17 protein-coding genes and 1 tRNA gene are annotated in these 15,881 nt (G+C 57.5%); 13 read left to right on the top strand and 5 right to left on the bottom strand.

The features are described 5' to 3' along the window. Positions 1–19: 19 nt before the first annotated feature. A complete protein-coding gene (locus tag J2Y56_RS08055; RefSeq protein ID WP_310349643.1) occupies positions 20–961 on the bottom strand; it encodes a folate-binding protein YgfZ in 942 nt (313 codons plus the stop codon). A gap of 149 nt (positions 962–1,110) precedes the next feature. Here J2Y56_RS08055 and J2Y56_RS08060 point away from each other — a divergent pair, with 149 nt between their 5' ends. Both J2Y56_RS08060 and J2Y56_RS08065 read left to right on the top strand, forming a co-directional pair. Continuing rightward, positions 1,111–1,365, top strand: coding sequence for a succinate dehydrogenase assembly factor 2 (locus J2Y56_RS08060; RefSeq protein WP_007944081.1), 255 nt, complete (start codon positions 1,111–1,113; stop codon positions 1,363–1,365). Continuing rightward, positions 1,349–1,801, top strand: a complete 453-nt coding sequence (locus J2Y56_RS08065) for a protein YgfX (protein ID WP_310334025.1) — start codon at positions 1,349–1,351, stop codon at positions 1,799–1,801. The genes J2Y56_RS08060 and J2Y56_RS08065 overlap by 17 nt, the downstream gene beginning before the upstream one ends. Here J2Y56_RS08065 and nadB read toward each other — a convergent pair. After that, positions 1,770–3,386, bottom strand: a complete 1,617-nt coding sequence (nadB, locus tag J2Y56_RS08070) for an L-aspartate oxidase (protein WP_310349646.1) — start codon at positions 3,384–3,386, stop codon at positions 1,770–1,772. The two genes, J2Y56_RS08065 and nadB, sit on opposite strands and share 32 nt — an antisense overlap. Positions 3,387–3,941: 555 nt before the next feature. Here nadB and rpoE point away from each other — a divergent pair. The 4 genes from rpoE to J2Y56_RS08090 all read left to right on the top strand — a co-directional run bounded on the left by rpoE (position 3,942) and on the right by J2Y56_RS08090 (position 7,710). Next, positions 3,942–4,523, top strand: a complete 582-nt coding sequence (gene rpoE / locus J2Y56_RS08075) for an RNA polymerase sigma factor RpoE (protein WP_007944079.1) — start codon at positions 3,942–3,944, stop codon at positions 4,521–4,523. Between the two features lie 30 nt (positions 4,524–4,553). Beyond that, positions 4,554–5,141 carry a sigma-E factor negative regulatory protein gene (locus tag J2Y56_RS08080; RefSeq protein ID WP_007944078.1) on the top strand — a complete coding sequence of 196 codons (588 nt, stop codon included), beginning with the start codon at positions 4,554–4,556 and terminating at the stop codon, positions 5,139–5,141. A gap of 8 nt (positions 5,142–5,149) precedes the next feature. Continuing rightward, on the top strand, positions 5,150–6,106 hold the full coding sequence (locus J2Y56_RS08085; protein ID WP_007944077.1) for a MucB/RseB C-terminal domain-containing protein: 957 nt from the start codon (positions 5,150–5,152) through the stop codon (positions 6,104–6,106). Between the two features lie 176 nt (positions 6,107–6,282). Beyond that, complete coding sequence (locus J2Y56_RS08090; RefSeq protein ID WP_310334024.1) at positions 6,283–7,710, top strand: DegQ family serine endoprotease; 1,428 nt, start codon at positions 6,283–6,285, stop codon at positions 7,708–7,710. 73 nt (positions 7,711–7,783) lie between these two features. On the opposite strand, the gene J2Y56_RS08095 is transcribed toward J2Y56_RS08090, so the two are convergent. Continuing rightward, entirely contained in the window at positions 7,784–9,217 is a 1,434-nt protein-coding gene (locus tag J2Y56_RS08095) for a M48 family metalloprotease (RefSeq protein ID WP_310349650.1), read from the bottom strand. 97 nt (positions 9,218–9,314) lie between these two features. Here J2Y56_RS08095 and J2Y56_RS08100 point away from each other — a divergent pair, with 97 nt between their 5' ends. Both J2Y56_RS08100 and J2Y56_RS08105 read left to right on the top strand, forming a co-directional pair. After that, positions 9,315–9,554 carry a sulfurtransferase TusA family protein gene (locus J2Y56_RS08100; RefSeq protein ID WP_007944074.1) on the top strand — a complete coding sequence of 80 codons (240 nt, stop codon included), beginning with the start codon at positions 9,315–9,317 and terminating at the stop codon, positions 9,552–9,554. 31 nt (positions 9,555–9,585) lie between these two features. Further along, on the top strand, positions 9,586–10,656 hold the full coding sequence (locus J2Y56_RS08105) for an AI-2E family transporter (RefSeq protein WP_007944073.1): 1,071 nt from the start codon (positions 9,586–9,588) through the stop codon (positions 10,654–10,656). A 137-nt stretch (positions 10,657–10,793) separates the two neighbouring features. Here the strand turns inward: J2Y56_RS08105 and J2Y56_RS08110 are convergent, their stop codons facing one another. After that, positions 10,794–11,267 (bottom strand): peroxiredoxin, encoded by a 474-nt coding sequence (locus tag J2Y56_RS08110; RefSeq protein WP_310334021.1) that lies wholly within the window; start codon positions 11,265–11,267, stop codon positions 10,794–10,796. Positions 11,268–11,280: 13 nt separating this feature from the next. Then, complete coding sequence (locus J2Y56_RS08115) at positions 11,281–11,841, bottom strand: glycine cleavage system protein R (protein ID WP_007944071.1); 561 nt, start codon at positions 11,839–11,841, stop codon at positions 11,281–11,283. A gap of 327 nt (positions 11,842–12,168) precedes the next feature. Here J2Y56_RS08115 and dapA point away from each other — a divergent pair, with 327 nt between their 5' ends. From dapA to J2Y56_RS08140, 5 genes are all read left to right on the top strand, one after another. Further along, complete coding sequence (gene dapA, locus J2Y56_RS08120; RefSeq protein ID WP_007944070.1) at positions 12,169–13,047, top strand: 4-hydroxy-tetrahydrodipicolinate synthase; 879 nt, start codon at positions 12,169–12,171, stop codon at positions 13,045–13,047. Between the two features lie 17 nt (positions 13,048–13,064). After that, entirely contained in the window at positions 13,065–14,180 is a 1,116-nt protein-coding gene (bamC, locus tag J2Y56_RS08125) for an outer membrane protein assembly factor BamC (RefSeq protein WP_310334018.1), read from the top strand. 4 nt (positions 14,181–14,184) lie between these two features. Beyond that, positions 14,185–14,943: an MBL fold metallo-hydrolase gene (locus tag J2Y56_RS08130; RefSeq protein ID WP_310349656.1), complete on the top strand. Its 759-nt coding sequence runs from the start codon at positions 14,185–14,187 to the stop codon at positions 14,941–14,943. 28 nt (positions 14,944–14,971) lie between these two features. Continuing rightward, positions 14,972–15,685 (top strand): phosphoribosylaminoimidazolesuccinocarboxamide synthase, encoded by a 714-nt coding sequence (purC, locus tag J2Y56_RS08135; RefSeq protein ID WP_007944067.1) that lies wholly within the window; start codon positions 14,972–14,974, stop codon positions 15,683–15,685. 83 nt (positions 15,686–15,768) lie between these two features. Then, a tRNA-Ser gene (locus J2Y56_RS08140) sits at positions 15,769–15,858 on the top strand. The last annotated feature ends 23 nt before the right edge of the window (positions 15,859–15,881 follow it).

Raw genomic sequence — 15,881 nt, forward strand, 5'->3', positions numbered from 1 at the left:
GTTGCAACAAATGCTGCTGTTAACACTGGATCTCGCGATCGCGGTCCAGTGAGTAAGGCAGATCGAGCAATTTCAGGGCAGGTCCTTCCAGGGTGCCGAGATGAATGTCACCACCCTCAGCGGCTTCGGCTTGCAACACGGCCAGGAGTTCAACGTGTTGCTCCGCGTTGGCCGCCAGGACCACTTCGCCGATGGAACTGCCATGGGACGGGGAAAGCAGTGGCGTGCCGGGAGCGGGCAGTGCGCTGGCGTCCAGGGTCAGACGATACAAGCGGCGCTTGAGTTTGCCCAGATACTGCATGCGCGCGACGATTTCCTGGCCGGTGTAGCAACCTTTCTTGAAACTCACACCACCGACGGCTTGCAGATTGAGCATCTGTGGGATGAACAGTTCGCGTGTCTCTGGCATGACCTGACCGATCCCTGCGCGGATCTGGCCCAGTAACCATTGGTTCAGAGGGCCTTCGGCCAACAAAGCGGAAAGTTTGCCCTTGATGGCGTCGGCCTGATCAGCGGCGACCCACAGTTCAGCACGATCCGGCGAGACGCGAATAGCGATCACACCGTCATGACGCACGACACTGTCGGTGTCTGTCGGCAACTCAAGACCGAGGCTGCTCAGCGCGGCGTCGCCATGATCGAGGCCAAAGCGAACCCAGGCGGCGCTTTCGTCAGTCAGTTTCGATTTGGAGAACACGGCGTACTTTTTCAGATCGGCCAACTGTGGTTCCAGCAGTTCGGTGGCCATCGCCATCAGAACGCCATCGCCTTCCAGCAAAATGCGGAAACTGGACTGCATCCGGCCTTTTTGCGTGCAGCGGGCGCCAAGGCTGGCCTGGGTATCGCTCAGGTAATTGAGGTTGCAGGTCAGTTGGCCTTGCAGGAATTTGCCGGCATCCGCGCCGCGGACCGCGAGAACGCCTTCGTGAGACAGGGTGCAGAAAAAAGCAGAATCGGCCATGGGTCTTCGCAGGGTAAAAAGTCTGGAGGACATCATAAGGGGGCGACCATGAAATGGGTAGTTTACAAAAGGTCGGTAGTGCCCGACCAAAGCCGACTGTTAGATGCTGCCGGGGGCTGTATACTTGCCGCCTATTTGAGGAGCGCTCCATGGTCGAAGATGTTGAACTGAATCGCCTCTACTGGCACAGCCGTCGCGGCATGCTTGAGCTGGACGTCTTGCTGGTGCCGTTTGTGAAAGAGGTCTACCCGCACCTCAATGATGTCGACCGCGATTGCTACCGCAAGCTGCTTGAGTGCGAAGATCAGGACATGTTCGGCTGGTTCATGGAGCGCGCCGAATCCGAAGATCCGGAGCTTCAGCGCATGGTTCGCATGATCCTGGATCGTGTCCAGCCCAAGTAATACGTTCGAATGCCGCTGGCATGCCTCACGGCAATTGCTGGCGGCGTATCTTCTGGCCCAGCTGTTCGCGCTGGGTTCGTTGTTTCTTCTGTCTATACCGGTCTGGGCCAGTCTGCTCGGCGCTTTGTGCTGTCTGGCGCATGGCGTTTGGGCATTGCCGCGTCAGATTTTACTGACACACCCGCAGGCTTTTCGCGGCCTGCGACGTGACGCCGATGGTTGGCAGTTATGGAGTCAGGCGCGGGGATGGCAGGCGGTGCAGCTGCGACCGGACAGTCTCGCACTGCCATTGATCGTGGTGCTAAGGTTTCGTCTTCGGGGCGAACGACAGGTCAGATCGATCTGTGTAACCCGCGATTCGCAGGCGGCGGATGTGCACCGACGCCTGCGGGTTCGACTTGCGTTCAGCCGGCGTAGGTGGGCGGCACCAGAATAGTGTCCAGGGCAACCGGGAGCATATTGGGGTAGTCGAGGGTGTAATGCAGACCCCGGCTTTCTTTACGCTCCATGGCTGACTGGATCATCAGTTCGGCTACCTGTGCCAGGTTGCGCAACTCGATCAAATCGCGGCTGACTTTATAGTTGCTGTAGAACTCATCAATTTCGTCCAGTAACAGTCGCACGCGGTGCTGGGCCCGCTGCAAGCGTTTGTTGGTTCGCACGATACCGACGTAGTCCCACATGAATCGCCGCAGTTCGTCCCAGTTGTGCGCAATGATCACGTCTTCATCGGAATCGGTGACCTGGCTAGCATCCCAAATCGGCAGGGCGTCTGGAATCGACACGTGCGGCAATTGTTGAAGAATGTCCGCCGCCGCCGAACGAGCGTAAACGAAACACTCCAGCAGCGAGTTGCTGGCCATGCGGTTGGCGCCGTGCAGGCCGGTGAAACTGGTTTCGCCAATGGCATACAGCCCCGGGACGTCGGTGCGGCCGTGCTGATCGACCATCACGCCGCCGCAGGTGTAGTGCGCCGCCGGAACCACCGGGATCGGTTGCTTGGTGATGTCGATGGAAAATTCGAGGCAGCGTTCGTACACCGTTGGAAAGTGCGTCTTGATGAACGCTTCGGATTTGTGGCTGATGTCCAGATAGACGCAGTCGATACCCAGGCGCTTCATCTCATGGTCGATGGCCCGGGCAACGATGTCCCGTGGTGCCAGTTCTGCACGCTGGTCGAAGCGCGGCATGAAACGTTCACCGTTAGGCAGCTTCAAGTGCGCACCTTCGCCGCGCAGGGCTTCGGTGACCAGGAAACTTTTTGCCTGCGGGTGGTATAGGCAAGTGGGGTGGAACTGGTTGAACTCCAGGTTTGCCACCCGGCAGCCAGAACGCCAAGCCATGGCGATGCCATCACCGCAGGCGCCGTCGGGGTTGCTGGTATAGAGATAGACTTTGGCCGCGCCACCGGAGGCGAGGATGACAAAGCGAGCGCCGTAGGTGTCGACCTCACCGGTTTCGCGATTTAGAACATAGGCGCCAAGGCAGCGGTCGCCTTCCAGTCCCAGGCGTTTTTCCGTGATCAGGTCAATCGCGACGCGCTGTTCCAGCAATTCGATGTTAGGCCTTTGTTTGGCCTGGGCCAGCAATGTTCTGAATATCGCGGCGCCCGTGGCATCGGCGGCATGAATGATGCGCCGATGGCTGTGGCCGCCTTCGCGGGTCAGGTGAAACTCGAACCCGCCGTCTTCGGTGCCCGATTGTTCATCGCGGGTAAACGGCACGCCTTGGTCGATCAGCCACTGGATCGCCTCTTTGCTGTGTTCGACGGTAAAACGAACAGCGTCTTCATGACACAGGCCGCCGCCAGCATTGAGGGTGTCATCGACGTGAGACTCAATGGTGTCAGCATCATCCAGAACGGCAGCGACGCCGCCTTGGGCCCAGAATGTCGAGCCGTTGGCGAGGTCGCCTTTGCTCAGTACCGCAATGCGCAAATGATCGGGCAAGGTCAGCGCAAGACTCAAACCGGCAGCACCGCTGCCAATCACCAGAACATCATGTTGAAACTGTTGGCTCATTTCAGGATTCCGCTCAAAGCGACCCGGGTCGGGGTTGGCGCATGACTGCTGGAACGGCGAGTCAAGTCTGCCACACAGCCCACTAGTATATAGAGGGGGCGCGCGGCACAATACCCGAGCGCATATGGCATTGTGAAACTACTGTGACGGTAAGTACCCGACGCTTCGTCGGATGGTTTTTGGGTCGTAACCACGATAAGACGACTGTATCGCCGATTTAACAGTATTTTTCTATTCGCGGTTGCACAATCTCGGTGCCGTCCATTTATAAATATGGAACTTTTGCCAAAGGCCCAAGATCAATAGACGGTTGCCAGATTCAAGGGACAGTGTCGGCTTCAGGGCAGGATCTGTGGTTTGATCCTTGCTGGCGAATCCGATGACAAGATTATTCGCGCAGCCGGGTAACCCGCGCTGCGCTTTTCGTGCGTGCCAAATCAGAGCCCGCAGGAAACTTGCTTGGAGGGGAGAACTTTTGCGAAAAGCCCGAGTCTATGTTTGCAAGTCTGGTCGTTCAGTTATGCAAGCCTCCTCCGAGCTTATCGAGGAGTGTTCATGCTAACCCAGGAAGAGGATCAGCAGCTGGTCGAGCGCGTTCAGCGTGGCGACAAGCGAGCTTTCGATCTGCTAGTGCTGAAATACCAGCACAAAATTCTCGGGTTGATCGTGCGTTTTGTGCACGACACCCATGAAGCCCAGGATGTGGCGCAGGAAGCCTTTATCAAGGCCTACCGGGCCCTAGGAAATTTTCGCGGAGACAGCGCGTTTTATACGTGGCTTTACCGCATCGCCATCAACACGGCGAAAAACTATCTGGTTTCACGCGGCCGTCGGCCGCCGGATAGCGATGTCAGTTCCGAGGATGCAGAGTTCTACGATGGCGATCATGGCCTCAAGGATCTCGAGTCGCCAGAACGTGCGTTGCTGCGGGATGAGATCGAAGGCACCGTCCATCGAACCATTCAGCAACTGCCAGAAGATTTGCGTACGGCTTTAACTTTACGTGAATTCGATGGTCTGAGTTACGAGGACATTGCAGCCGTCATGCAGTGTCCGGTGGGTACCGTGCGCTCCCGGATTTTCCGCGCTCGGGAAGCCATCGATAAAGCCCTGCAGCCGTTGTTGCAGGAAAACTGAGACAGCGGCGATAGCCAAGAGAGGAACGCCATGAGTCGTGAAGCCCTGCAGGAATCGCTGTCCGCAGTGATGGATAACGAAGCGGACGAACTGGAATTGCGTCGGGTATTAAACGCCCTTGACGATGTTGAAACCCGTGAGACCTGGGCTCGTTATCAAATCGCTCGGGCAGTCATGCACAAAGACTTGCTGCTTCCACGCCTGGATATCGCTGCGGCAGTGTCTGCTGCGTTGGCCGACGAAGCCGTACCGGCAAAAGCCTCCCGTGGTCCATGGCGCAGCCTGGGTCGTCTGGCAGTTGCCGCTTCGGTCACTCTTGCTGTACTGGCTGGCGTTCGTTTGTACAACCAGGACGAGATCGCTGGTGTCGAACTGGCTCAGCAATCCAGTCAACCGGGTCTGGCCGTTCCGCAAGTTAAAGGCCCCGCTGTATTAGCAGGCTACAATGAGAGTTCGGATGCCACTGGCCCTATGGCCAACGGTGTATTGCAAGGTCAGCCGGGCTGGCATGATCAGCGTTTGCCAGGCTACTTGCGCCAACATGCTCAACAAGCTGCATTAAAAGGCACTGAAAGTGCGCTGCCTTATGCTCGTGCAGCAAGCCTGGAAAACCGTTAAGGAGGATCATGCGCTCCATACCTCTATTCTCGCTTCTGCTCGCAGGCTGGTTTGTTGTTCCAGCCCACGCAGATGAAGCCCAGGACTGGTTGGCCCGTATGGGGCAGGCCGAGCAACAGCAAAGCTTTCGCGGTACTTTCGTCTACGAGCGTAACGGTAGTTTTTCTACCCATAACATCTGGCATCGCGTCCAGGATGGCAAAGTCCGAGAGCGTTTACTCCAGCTCGATGGCTCGGCGCAGGAAGTCGTGCGCATTGATGGGCATACTCAATGCGTCAGCGGCACTCTGATAGCAGGACTGGGGGATTCACCCAACTCTGCTGCTCGTGCACTGGATCCACAAAAGTTAAAGAATTGGTACGACATTGCCGTCATCGGCAAGTCGCGGGTGGCTGGGCGTGCGGCAGTGATTGTTTCGCTGATGCCACGTGATCAGCACCGATACGGATTTGAGCTTCATCTGGATAAAGAGACCGGCCTGCCTCTCAAGTCATTGCTGCTCAATGACAAAGGGCAATTGCTGGAGCGATTCCAGTTTACGCAACTGGACACCGCCAAGGTGCCCTCCGACAGCGACTTGCAGGCAGGCGACGATTGCAAGGTTGTCACCCTCGACAGTGACAAGGCGTCCGCCGTTAAAACGGCCCAAGTCTGGCATTCGGATTGGTTACCACCCGGTTTCGAGTTGACCAGCAGCAGTGCTCGAAAGGACCCGCAGACCAAAACCCAGGTCAACAGTTTGATGTATGACGATGGTCTGGCGCGTTTCTCGGTATTCCTTGAGCCATTGAATGGCGCAACCGTGACGGACACTCGCACTCAGTTGGGCCCCACTGCCGCAGTATCCCGGCGACTGACCACACCTCAAGGCGAAATGATGGTGACTGTGGTGGGTGAGATCCCGATAGGCACTGCTGAACGGATTGCGTTATCGATGCGCACTGATGCGACTGCAACCAAGTAGTGAAGTGGCGAAATGTTTGGTGAGCATTTCAATTTGCAAATAATCCTGAATTTTTCTATAGGTTAGAGTTTCTCGGCTCTGGCCTTTTGTTGTTTCCGGAACAAAAATACCGGCGTATTGTTCCCGGTGTCCCTTGCTCCATATCGCTTAACCATGCTCGTCGTAACGGGAGCCGTATGTCGATTCCACGCTTAAAGTCTTACCTCGCCATTTTTTCCACCGTGCTGGTCCTCGGCCAGGCGGTAACTGCTCAAGCAGTCGAATTGCCTGATTTCACCCAGATCGTCGAGCAAGCCTCGCCTGCCGTGGTGAACATCAGTACCACACAGAAACTGCCTGATCGCAAAGTCTCCGGGCAAATGCCGGATCTTGAAGGCTTGCCGCCAGCGCTGCGCGAGTTCTTTGAAAGGGGTATGCCTCAACAGCCGCGTTCGCCTCGAGGTGATCGCCAGCGAGAAGCTCAGTCTCTGGGCTCGGGTTTCATCATCTCGCCTGATGGTTATATCCTGACCAACAACCATGTGATTGCCGACGCCGACGAAATCCTCGTGCGTCTCGCTGATCGCAGTGAACTGAAAGCCAAACTGGTCGGCACCGATCCACGCTCCGACGTGGCGTTGCTGAAGATCGAAGGCAAGGACCTGCCGGTTCTCAAACTCGGTAAATCCCAGGACCTGAAAGCCGGTCAGTGGGTTGTCGCCATCGGTTCGCCGTTTGGTTTCGACCATACCGTGACACAAGGCATTATCAGTGCCATCGGGCGCAGTCTGCCGAACGAAAACTATGTGCCGTTCATCCAGACCGACGTGCCGATCAACCCGGGTAACTCTGGCGGTCCGCTGTTCAACCTGAATGGCGAGGTGGTCGGAATCAACTCGCAAATCTATACCCGCTCCGGGGGCTTCATGGGTGTGTCGTTCGCGATCCCTATCGATGTCGCCATGGATGTTTCCAATCAACTCAAAGATGGCGGCAAAGTCAGCCGTGGCTGGTTGGGAGTGGTGATTCAGGAAGTGAACAAGGACCTGGCTGAGTCCTTTGGTCTTGAGAAGCCGGCCGGTGCACTGGTGGCCCAGATCCAGGACGACGGTCCGGCTGCCAAGGGTGGCTTGCAAGTCGGCGATGTTATTCTGAGCATGAACGATCAGCCAATTATCATGTCGGCGGATTTGCCACACCTGGTGGGCGCTCTGAAAGCGGGCTCCAAGGCCAATCTTGAAGTGATTCGCGAAGGCAAGCGCAAGAACGTCGAGCTAACGGTTGGCGCGATTCCAGACGAAGACAAAGATATGGTTGCGATGCCTAAATCGGGCGTTGAAATCAGCAGTAATCGTTTGGGCGTTTCCGTTACCGAACTGACCGATGAGCAGAAGAAAACCTACGACCTCAAAGGTGGTGTGGTGATCAAGGAAGTTCAGGAGGGCCCTGCCTCCCTGATCGGTTTGCAGCCTGGTGACATCATCACTCATCTGAACAATCAGGCCATCGGCTCCAGCAAGGAGTTCACCGACATTGCCAAGGCGCTGCCGAAGAACCGTTCGGTTTCGATGCGGGTTCTGCGCCAGGGTCGTGCCAGCTTCATCACCTTCAAACTGGCTGATTAAGCCGGTTGTTGGCTGAATAAAAAAACCGCCTCGAAAGAGGCGGTTTTTTTTACTCGCATTTTACCGCTGAAAGTCAGCCCATCATGTCCCTGATCATGCGCTCCTGTTCCATCAGATCACGTTGACGCGCATCGATGCGCGACGATAGTGGGAAGTTGGTGCCGGCCTTGCGCTTGGCGAAATCCAGTTGCTGAATGGCTTGGCGATAGTCGCCGACCAACGCAAAGTACTCTGCCCGAGCCTGATGCAGGCCGATGATGTTGCCCGACAGGCCGCGAGTTTCGGCTACCTGATACCACACGTCCGGATCGTCAGGACGCGTCTTGAGCAAACCTTCCAGTGCCTTCTCAGCATCGGCAGTGCGGTCCTGTTTCAGCAGCAAATCGATTCGTATCTGATTGAGCGGGTAGTTACCAGGGTACTGAGCGAGCATCCGGTCGACGCGAGATTGAGCATCCGGCAGGCGACTGTTGGTCATGTCCAGATCGATCTGCGCCAGGTTATAGATGATCTCGTTCGGCGATTTTTCCAGCAGCAGTTTTAGGTTCTCCCGAGCCTCGTTCAACCGGCCGCCCTTGATTTGGGCAATTGCCAAACCATAGCGTGCAACATCATTTTTCGGGTTTTCATCAAGCATGGCACGGAAGCGCTTGGCGCCCAAGCCGGGGGTTTCTTCATAGTACAACTGGACTCGGGCACGAATCAGCTGATACCGCATGGTGTCTTCGATGCCACCCTGTGGGGCCTGTTCCGCGCGGTTGCGGGTGTCGGCGATTCGAGACTCGGTGACCGGGTGAGTCATCAGAAATTCCGGCGGCTTGGCGTCGAAACGGTACTGGCGCGCCAAACGTTCAAACATGGATGGCATCGAGCGCGGGTCGTAACCGGCTTTTTCCATATTGAGAATGCCGATGCGGTCGGCTTCCTGTTCGTTCTGGCGCGAGAACCGCCGTTGCTCCTGGATCGCCGCCGCTTGACTACCTGCAATGGCCGCCATCCCGGCATTGCCACCTCCGGCTGCCGCAATCACGATCCCGGCCAGCAAGGCGGCCATCATCGGCACTTGCATGCGCTGCTGGGCTTCAATGCCACGGGCAAAGTGACGTTGCGACAAGTGAGCCAACTCGTGAGCCATAACCGACGCGTACTCGCCCTCGGTCTGCGCATTGAGGAACAAACCGCCGTTGACCCCGACAATCCCGCCCGGCGCCGCAAAGGCGTTGAGTTGCGGGCTATTGATCAGGATGAATTCCAGCCGCCGGTCATTCACCTGGCTGGTTTCAAGCAATCGGTAAACGCTGGATTCGACGTAATTCTTGAGCTGTGGATCGTTGAGCTGCGAGACCTGGCTGCGCAATAGCGCCAGCCAGGCACGGCCCAGCTGGTATTCCTGTTGCGGCGAGACGATGGCAGAACTGGCGTCGCCAAGTGACGGCAGGTCGTCGGCGAAGCCCGGTGAGGCAAGCAGGCAAGCGAGCGTCAGCAGGGTAGGGCGCAAAAAAGTCATGCACAAAGCCTTAGTCGACAAAGTCCTTACTGTAGCCGGACACTGGGCTTGCGACCAGATATTCTAAGCCTCTCAACGACGTGCCAGGAGTGAAGTAATGACCGACGCTGTAGCCCATGATGCCGAACTGGACGCCAGCGGCCTGAATTGTCCGTTGCCGTTGCTCAAGGCCAAGCTGGAACTCAATCGCCTGGCCAGTGGCGCGGTGCTCAAGGTGATCGCCACGGATGCCGGTTCTCAGCGCGACTTCCGCACCTTTGCCCGATTGTCCGGTCATACGCTGCTTCGTGAAGAAGATGAGGCGGGTGTTTACCGCTACTGGTTAAAAAAAGCCTGAAACCTGCTGCGTTCGTTCCTAAGGAATATTGATGTTCAAAGTGTTACGCGACTGGGTTCAGCGCTACTTTTCCGACGAAGAAGCCGTAGTGCTGGCGGTGCTGCTGTTTCTGGCATTCACCGCCGTGCTCACCTTGGGGGGCATGCTCGCGCCGGTACTGGCCGGGATGGTGCTGGCGTATCTCATGCAAGGCCTGGTGACCACCCTCGAGCGCTTGCGCATGCCCGGCGGTGTGGCGGTGGGACTGGTCTTCGCGCTGTTCATGGGGGCGCTGCTGGTCTTTTTGATTGTCTTGGTGCCATTGCTCTGGCATCAATTGCTTACTCTGTTCAACGAACTACCCGGCATGCTCGCAAAATGGCAGTCGTTGTTATTGCTGTTGCCCGAGCGCTACCCGCACATGGTGTCCGATGAACAAGTTTTGCAGTTCATCGAAGTGGCGCGCGGCGAGATCGGCAAGTTCGGCCAATGGGCGCTGACGTTTTCACTGTCGAGTCTGCCGCTGCTGGTGAACATCATGATCTACCTTGTTCTGGTGCCGATTCTGGTGTTCTTCTTTCTGAAAGATCGGGAAATGATCGGCCAGTGGGTACGCGGGTATCTGCCCCGTGAGCGGGCGCTGATCACTCGCGTCGCTCACGAAATGAACCGGCAGATCGCCAACTATATTCGCGGCAAGGTCATCGAGATTTTCATCTGTGGTGGTGTGACCTACATCGGCTTCGTTGTTCTCGGGCTCAACTACGCGGCGTTGTTGGCTTTGCTGGTGGGCGTGTCGGTGGTGGTGCCTTACGTCGGCACTGTGGTGGTGACCGTGCCGGTCATGCTGATTGCGCTGTTCCAGTGGGGCTGGAGCGATCAGTTCATCTATTTGATGGCGGTCTACGGGATTATTCAGGTGCTGGACGGCAACGTGCTGGTGCCGTTGCTGTTTTCGGAGGCGGTCAACCTGCACCCGGTAGCGATCATTTGCGCGGTGCTGTTGTTTGGCGGGTTGTGGGGATTTTGGGGGGTGTTCTTTGCGATTCCGCTGGCGACGCTGTTCAAAGCCGTGCTGGATGCGTGGCCGCGCAAGGAGCCGGAGGTCGCGCCGCTGCTTTAAGCATCATTCTGGAAAATGAGGTGAGGCAAAGGGCCTCTTCGCGAGCAGGCTCGCTCCCACAGGTGATTTGTGGTGAACACAAAACCAAGGTGGGACCGAGCCTGCTCGGGAAGGCGTCTGAACAGGCACCCAATCAATCAGGTTTTGTCGAGGGCCTGAGCAGCCGCCAATACCGCATCCACATGCCCCGGCACCTTCACGCCACGCCATTCCTGACGCAGGACACCGTCCTTGTCGATCAGGAATGTGCTGCGATCAACGCCCATGTATTCCTTGCCATACAGTTTCTTCAGCTTGATCACATCAAACAACAGGCACAGTGCTTCTTCCTTGTCGCTGATCAGCTCGAAGGTGAACGCCTGCTTGGCCTTGAAGTTCTCATGGGACTTGAGGCTGTCGCGCGAAACGCCAAACACTTCGGTGTTCGCTGCTTTAAAAGCCTCAAGTTGATCGCGAAAGCCCTGACCTTCGGTCGTGCAGCCTGGCGTGCTGTCCTTCGGGTAGAAGTAAATCACTACCTGCTTGCCTTTAAGGCCCGCGAGGCTGATGGTCTGTCCATTGGTGGCGGGTGCTTCGAAGTCGGCGACCGGTTGGTCGATGGCAACGGCCATGAAAGCTTCCTTCTTACATTGGGTTTTGTGGGCGCCACGGTTCAATCAGGGCATCCAGATTCAGCGCATCTGCGAAATCCAGGAACTGATCGCGCAGCCAGCTGATTTGCACGCCGGCCGGCAACGTCACGGTAAACGTGGCGTTGAGCATGGTGCCGCCGGTTTGCGGTGCCTGATACGTGTCGCAGGTCAGGTTTTCCAGCTCGACGTTGTGGTCCATGAAGAACTGACACAGCTCGTTGATGATGTCCGAGCGATAGGCCGAGCTGACATAAGCCACATAAGGCAGCGCCTGAGGACGATTCTCCAGCGCCGCGCTACGCACCACATTGACGGTGAACGCATGCTTTTTGGAGAGGCTCGACAGGCTGCCTTCCAGGCGCGCCAGGGCGTCCCAGCTGCCGGAAATCTCGAGGATCAACGCACTGCACTCGCCATGACGGGTCAGGCGGGAAGTGACCACGGCGCAGCGGTTTTCATGGCTGGCGCGGCACAGGACGTTAGTCAGCTCCATGGGGTTGGCGCCGAGGGCACTGATGACAAGGAATTGTTCGCGAACTGTGGGGGTGGACATGCAGCATTCCTAAAGCGATGAGCGGTCGATACGTCTAAGGGCTTTTTTCCGGGAACGAGCCTGCGGATGCGAATTCAGAAAACCCGGGCCACAAGGTTGCAACATGCTCCAGTGAGGCAGGAGCGAGGGGTGGCAACGCTGGATCGGGGCTTGTGATGCCGTAAATGGAGGCTGGAAACTGGCGTACGAGCTTAACAGTACCGATCAAAGTCTGAAGGGTAGCGAAAAGCAGCGCCAAGGGGAATGGCGGCAGCGCAGTACTTCGCTTGTACAAGCATCTTGGCGCCAGTACCATTACGGCTCTCTTTTTCCGGCAGGAGCGGTTGCATGATTGCGGGCAGTATGGTGGCACTGGTCACACCCATGGATGCACAAGGTCGTCTTGACTGGGACAGCCTGAGCAAACTGGTGGACTTTCACCTGCAAAACGGCACCCACGCCATCGTGGCGGTCGGCACTACAGGTGAATCGGCCACCCTCGACGTGAACGAGCACATCGAAGTGATTCGTTACGTGGTCAAGCAGGTTGCAGGGCGCATTCCGGTGATCGCCGGGACTGGCGCGAACTCGACACGCGAAGCCATCGAGCTGACCACCAATGCGAAGATCGCCGGTGCCGACGCTTGCCTGCTGGTGACTCCGTATTACAACAAGCCGACCCAGGAAGGCCTGTACCAGCACTTCAAGGCCATCGCAGAAGCTGTCGATATCCCGCAAATTCTCTACAACGTGCCCGGCCGTACAGCGTGCGACATGCTGACCGAAACCGTGATCCGCCTGTCGACCGTGAAAAATATCATTGGCATCAAGGAAGCCACCGGCGACCTGAGCCGTGCTAAAGCCATCATTGATGGCGTGAGCGAAGATTTCGTGGTGCTATCCGGTGACGACGCCACCGCAGTCGAGCTGATGCTGCTTGGCGGTAAAGGCAACATATCGGTCACCGCCAACGTCGCGCCGCGCGACATGAGCGACCTGTGCAACGCGGCCCTGAAAGGCGACGCCGTGACCGCCCGCGCGATCCACGAAAAGCTGATGCCGCTCAATAAAACCCTGTTTATCGAATCCAACCCTATTCCCGTGAAATGGGCACTGCATGAAATGGGCTTGATGCCGGACGGTATTCGTCTGCCGCTCACCTGGCTCAGTGCGGCCTGTCACGAACCGCTGCGACAGGCCATGCGCCAGTCCGGCGTCCTGGTTTAATTGAGGAAGTACAACGCATGAAGCGAATGGCCGGACTTTCCGCACTTGCCTTGATTATCTCCAGCACGAGTGGCTGTGGATGGGTCTGGGGCCCGGAAGGTTATTTCCGTGACCGTGGTAGCGATTACCTGGAAGCGCAACAAACTGCACCGATGCAATTGCCACCGAATATCACAGACGCCAAACGTCTGGATCCGCTGCTGCCGATCCCGCGTAACGTGGCTGATGACACCGCCAAGGGCGAATACATCGTTCCTCGTCCGCAGCCGCTGGCGGCATCGGCCGATGCCAGCCCTTACTCCCTGCAGAAAGTCGGCGATACGCGCTCGATCCTGGCGCAGAACCCACCGGCCGAAATCTGGCCAGTGGCTGTGCAGTTCTTCCTGGACAACGGTTTCCGCCTGGATGAACAGCGCCCGCAAACCGGCGAATTCACCACCACCTGGCAGCATTCCGACGAACTGTCCGCCGCAATGGCCAAGCGTATGAGCGCCGCCGGTGTCAGCACCGACAGCCAAACCCGCGTTCGGGTACGTATCGAGCCGGGCGTACAGCGCAACACCAGTGAAATCTATGTGGTCAGCGCCGAGCGTCCTGCCGGCAGCACTGCGGATGTGGAGTTCACCAATCGTTCGCTCAACACCGGCCTGGATGCGGCACTGACCAACGACCTGCTCGCGAGCATGAGCCGCATTTCGGAGAAGGGCGGTTCAGTCTCCATGCTGGCTTCGCGTGATGTTGATACACCGGGTCGTGTCAGCCTGAGCGAAGATGGTAGCGGCAACCCGATTCTGATCGTCGGCAACGACCTGGATCGTGCCTGGTCGAGCGTCGGTCGTGCGCTGGAACAGGGCGAATGGCGTGTTGAAGACATCAACCGCAGCCTGGGCCTGTACTACATCAATTTGTCTGAAAAAGCCGAGAGTAAAGACGACAAACCTGGTTTCTTCAGCAGCCTGTTCGGTACCGCTCCGAGCAAGGAAGAAGTGGAAGCCCGCGCCGAGCGTTATCAGGTCCGCCTGAGCAAGGTCGGCGAAAACATTCAGGTCACCGTCGAGAAAAACATCAACACCGTGGCGCCGGCAGACGTGGCGCGCAAAGTGTTGAGCGAGATTCAGGACAACCTGGGCTGATCACATGCGTTTTGCCGTTCTCGGCAGCGGTAGCCAAGGGAACGGCACGCTGATAGCCAGCGATGACACGTATGTGTTGGTGGATTGTGGTTTCTCCCTGCGAGAAACCGAAAAACGCTTGCTGCGCCTGGGTGTAAACCCGGCGCAGTTGAGCGCGATACTCGTGACCCACGAACATGCCGACCACGTGCATGGCGTGGGTTTGCTGTCTCGGCGCTACAATCTGCCTGTCTACCTCAGTCGCGGGACCCTGCGCGGGATGCGCAAACCGATTGAACCGGCTGGCCTTCTGGCCGACGGCGAGCAACTGCAGATCGGCGCTCTGAGCATCGGCGTCATTGCCGTGGCTCACGATGCACAGGAGCCGACGCAATACGTCTTCAGCGACGGTGAGCGGCGCTTCGGCCTGTTGACCGACCTGGGCTCGTATTGCAACAAGGTGCTGGACGGCTATCGGGACCTCGATGCGTTGATGATCGAGTCCAACCATTGCCGTGACATGCTGGCTCGCGGTCACTACCCCTACTTTCTGAAGCAGCGGGTGGGCGGTGAACTGGGGCATTTGAACAACCACCAGGCGGCATTCCTGGTGTCCGAGTTGGGCTGGCAAGGCCTGCAACACCTGGTCCTGGCCCATCTGAGCAGCAAGAACAACCTGCCGCAGCTGGCCCGGCAATGTTTTGTCGACACCCTCGGGTGCGACCCGGACTGGCTGCAACTGGCCGATCAAGATTCAGGGCTCGACTGGCGATACATCGCCTAGCCCACCTACTTAGCAAGCGGAGCCCATCATGGAAAAACGTGAAGAACTCTACCGCGGCAAAGCCAAATCGGTTTACAAGACCGACGACGCTAACCGCTTGATCCTGCTGTTTCGCAACGATACGTCGGCGTTCGACGGCAAGCGCATCGAGCAGCTCGACCGCAAAGGCATGGTGAACAACAAGTTCAACGCCTTCATCATGCAGAAACTCGAAGCCGCCGGCGTGCCGACCCAATTCGACAAACTGCTGGGCGACAACGAATGCCTGGTGAAAAAACTCGACATGATCCCGGTCGAGTGCGTTGTGCGTAACTACGCCGCCGGTAGCCTGGTCAAGCGCCTGGGCGTCGAAGAAGGCATGAAGCTCAACCCTTACACCTTCGAACTGTTCCTGAAGGACGACGCCAAGGGCGATCCGTTCATCAACGAATCCCACGTCGTGGCCTTCGGTTGGGGCACCGCCGAGCAGCTGGTTCGCATGAAAGAACTGTCGCTCAAGGTCAACGAAGTCCTGAGCAAACTGTTCGACGACGCCGGCCTGCTGCTGGTCGACTTCAAACTCGAATTCGGTGTATTCCACGACGGCTCCATCGTCCTGGGCGACGAATTCAGCCCGGACGGCTGCCGCCTGTGGGACAAGGCCACCGGCAAAAAAATGGACAAGGACCGCTTCCGTCAGGGCCTCGGTGACGTCATCGAAGCCTACGAAGAAGTCGCCAATCGTCTGGGCGTACCGCTTTAATCGACGCAAGCATCTGATAGCACGGAAAAATTTCGCACAGGGGGTTCGCTTCCGGCGAAAGTGTTGTTATGATGCGCGCCGTTGGAGAGATGCCAGAGTGGCCGAATGGGACGGATTCGAAATCCGTTGTACCTTCACCGGTACCTAGGGTTCGAATCCCTATCTCTCCGCCATTACATAGAAAAAGCCCCGTAAC

This window comes from Pseudomonas sp. BE134, assembly GCF_031456105.1.
Classification (GTDB): domain Bacteria; phylum Pseudomonadota; class Gammaproteobacteria; order Pseudomonadales; family Pseudomonadaceae; genus Aquipseudomonas.

Excerpts from the sequence above, each read along its gene's own strand:
- J2Y56_RS08055 (WP_310349643.1), bottom strand. The coding sequence starts at position 961 with ATGGCCGATTCTGCTTTTTTCTGCACCCTGTCTCACGAAGGCGTTCTC.
- J2Y56_RS08060 (WP_007944081.1), top strand. The coding sequence starts at position 1,111 with ATGGTCGAAGATGTTGAACTGAATCGCCTCTACTGGCACAGCCGTCGC.
- nadB (WP_310349646.1), bottom strand. The coding sequence starts at position 3,386 with ATGAGCCAACAGTTTCAACATGATGTTCTGGTGATTGGCAGCGGTGCT.
- rpoE (WP_007944079.1), top strand. The coding sequence starts at position 3,942 with ATGCTAACCCAGGAAGAGGATCAGCAGCTGGTCGAGCGCGTTCAGCGT.
- J2Y56_RS08080 (WP_007944078.1), top strand. The coding sequence starts at position 4,554 with ATGAGTCGTGAAGCCCTGCAGGAATCGCTGTCCGCAGTGATGGATAAC.
- J2Y56_RS08085 (WP_007944077.1), top strand. The coding sequence starts at position 5,150 with ATGCGCTCCATACCTCTATTCTCGCTTCTGCTCGCAGGCTGGTTTGTT.
- J2Y56_RS08090 (WP_310334024.1), top strand. The coding sequence starts at position 6,283 with ATGTCGATTCCACGCTTAAAGTCTTACCTCGCCATTTTTTCCACCGTG.
- J2Y56_RS08095 (WP_310349650.1), bottom strand. The coding sequence starts at position 9,217 with ATGACTTTTTTGCGCCCTACCCTGCTGACGCTCGCTTGCCTGCTTGCC.
- J2Y56_RS08100 (WP_007944074.1), top strand. The coding sequence starts at position 9,315 with ATGACCGACGCTGTAGCCCATGATGCCGAACTGGACGCCAGCGGCCTG.
- J2Y56_RS08105 (WP_007944073.1), top strand. The coding sequence starts at position 9,586 with ATGTTCAAAGTGTTACGCGACTGGGTTCAGCGCTACTTTTCCGACGAA.
- J2Y56_RS08110 (WP_310334021.1), bottom strand. The coding sequence starts at position 11,267 with ATGGCCGTTGCCATCGACCAACCGGTCGCCGACTTCGAAGCACCCGCC.
- J2Y56_RS08115 (WP_007944071.1), bottom strand. The coding sequence starts at position 11,841 with ATGTCCACCCCCACAGTTCGCGAACAATTCCTTGTCATCAGTGCCCTC.
- dapA (WP_007944070.1), top strand. The coding sequence starts at position 12,169 with ATGATTGCGGGCAGTATGGTGGCACTGGTCACACCCATGGATGCACAA.
- bamC (WP_310334018.1), top strand. The coding sequence starts at position 13,065 with ATGAAGCGAATGGCCGGACTTTCCGCACTTGCCTTGATTATCTCCAGC.
- J2Y56_RS08130 (WP_310349656.1), top strand. The coding sequence starts at position 14,185 with ATGCGTTTTGCCGTTCTCGGCAGCGGTAGCCAAGGGAACGGCACGCTG.
- purC (WP_007944067.1), top strand. The coding sequence starts at position 14,972 with ATGGAAAAACGTGAAGAACTCTACCGCGGCAAAGCCAAATCGGTTTAC.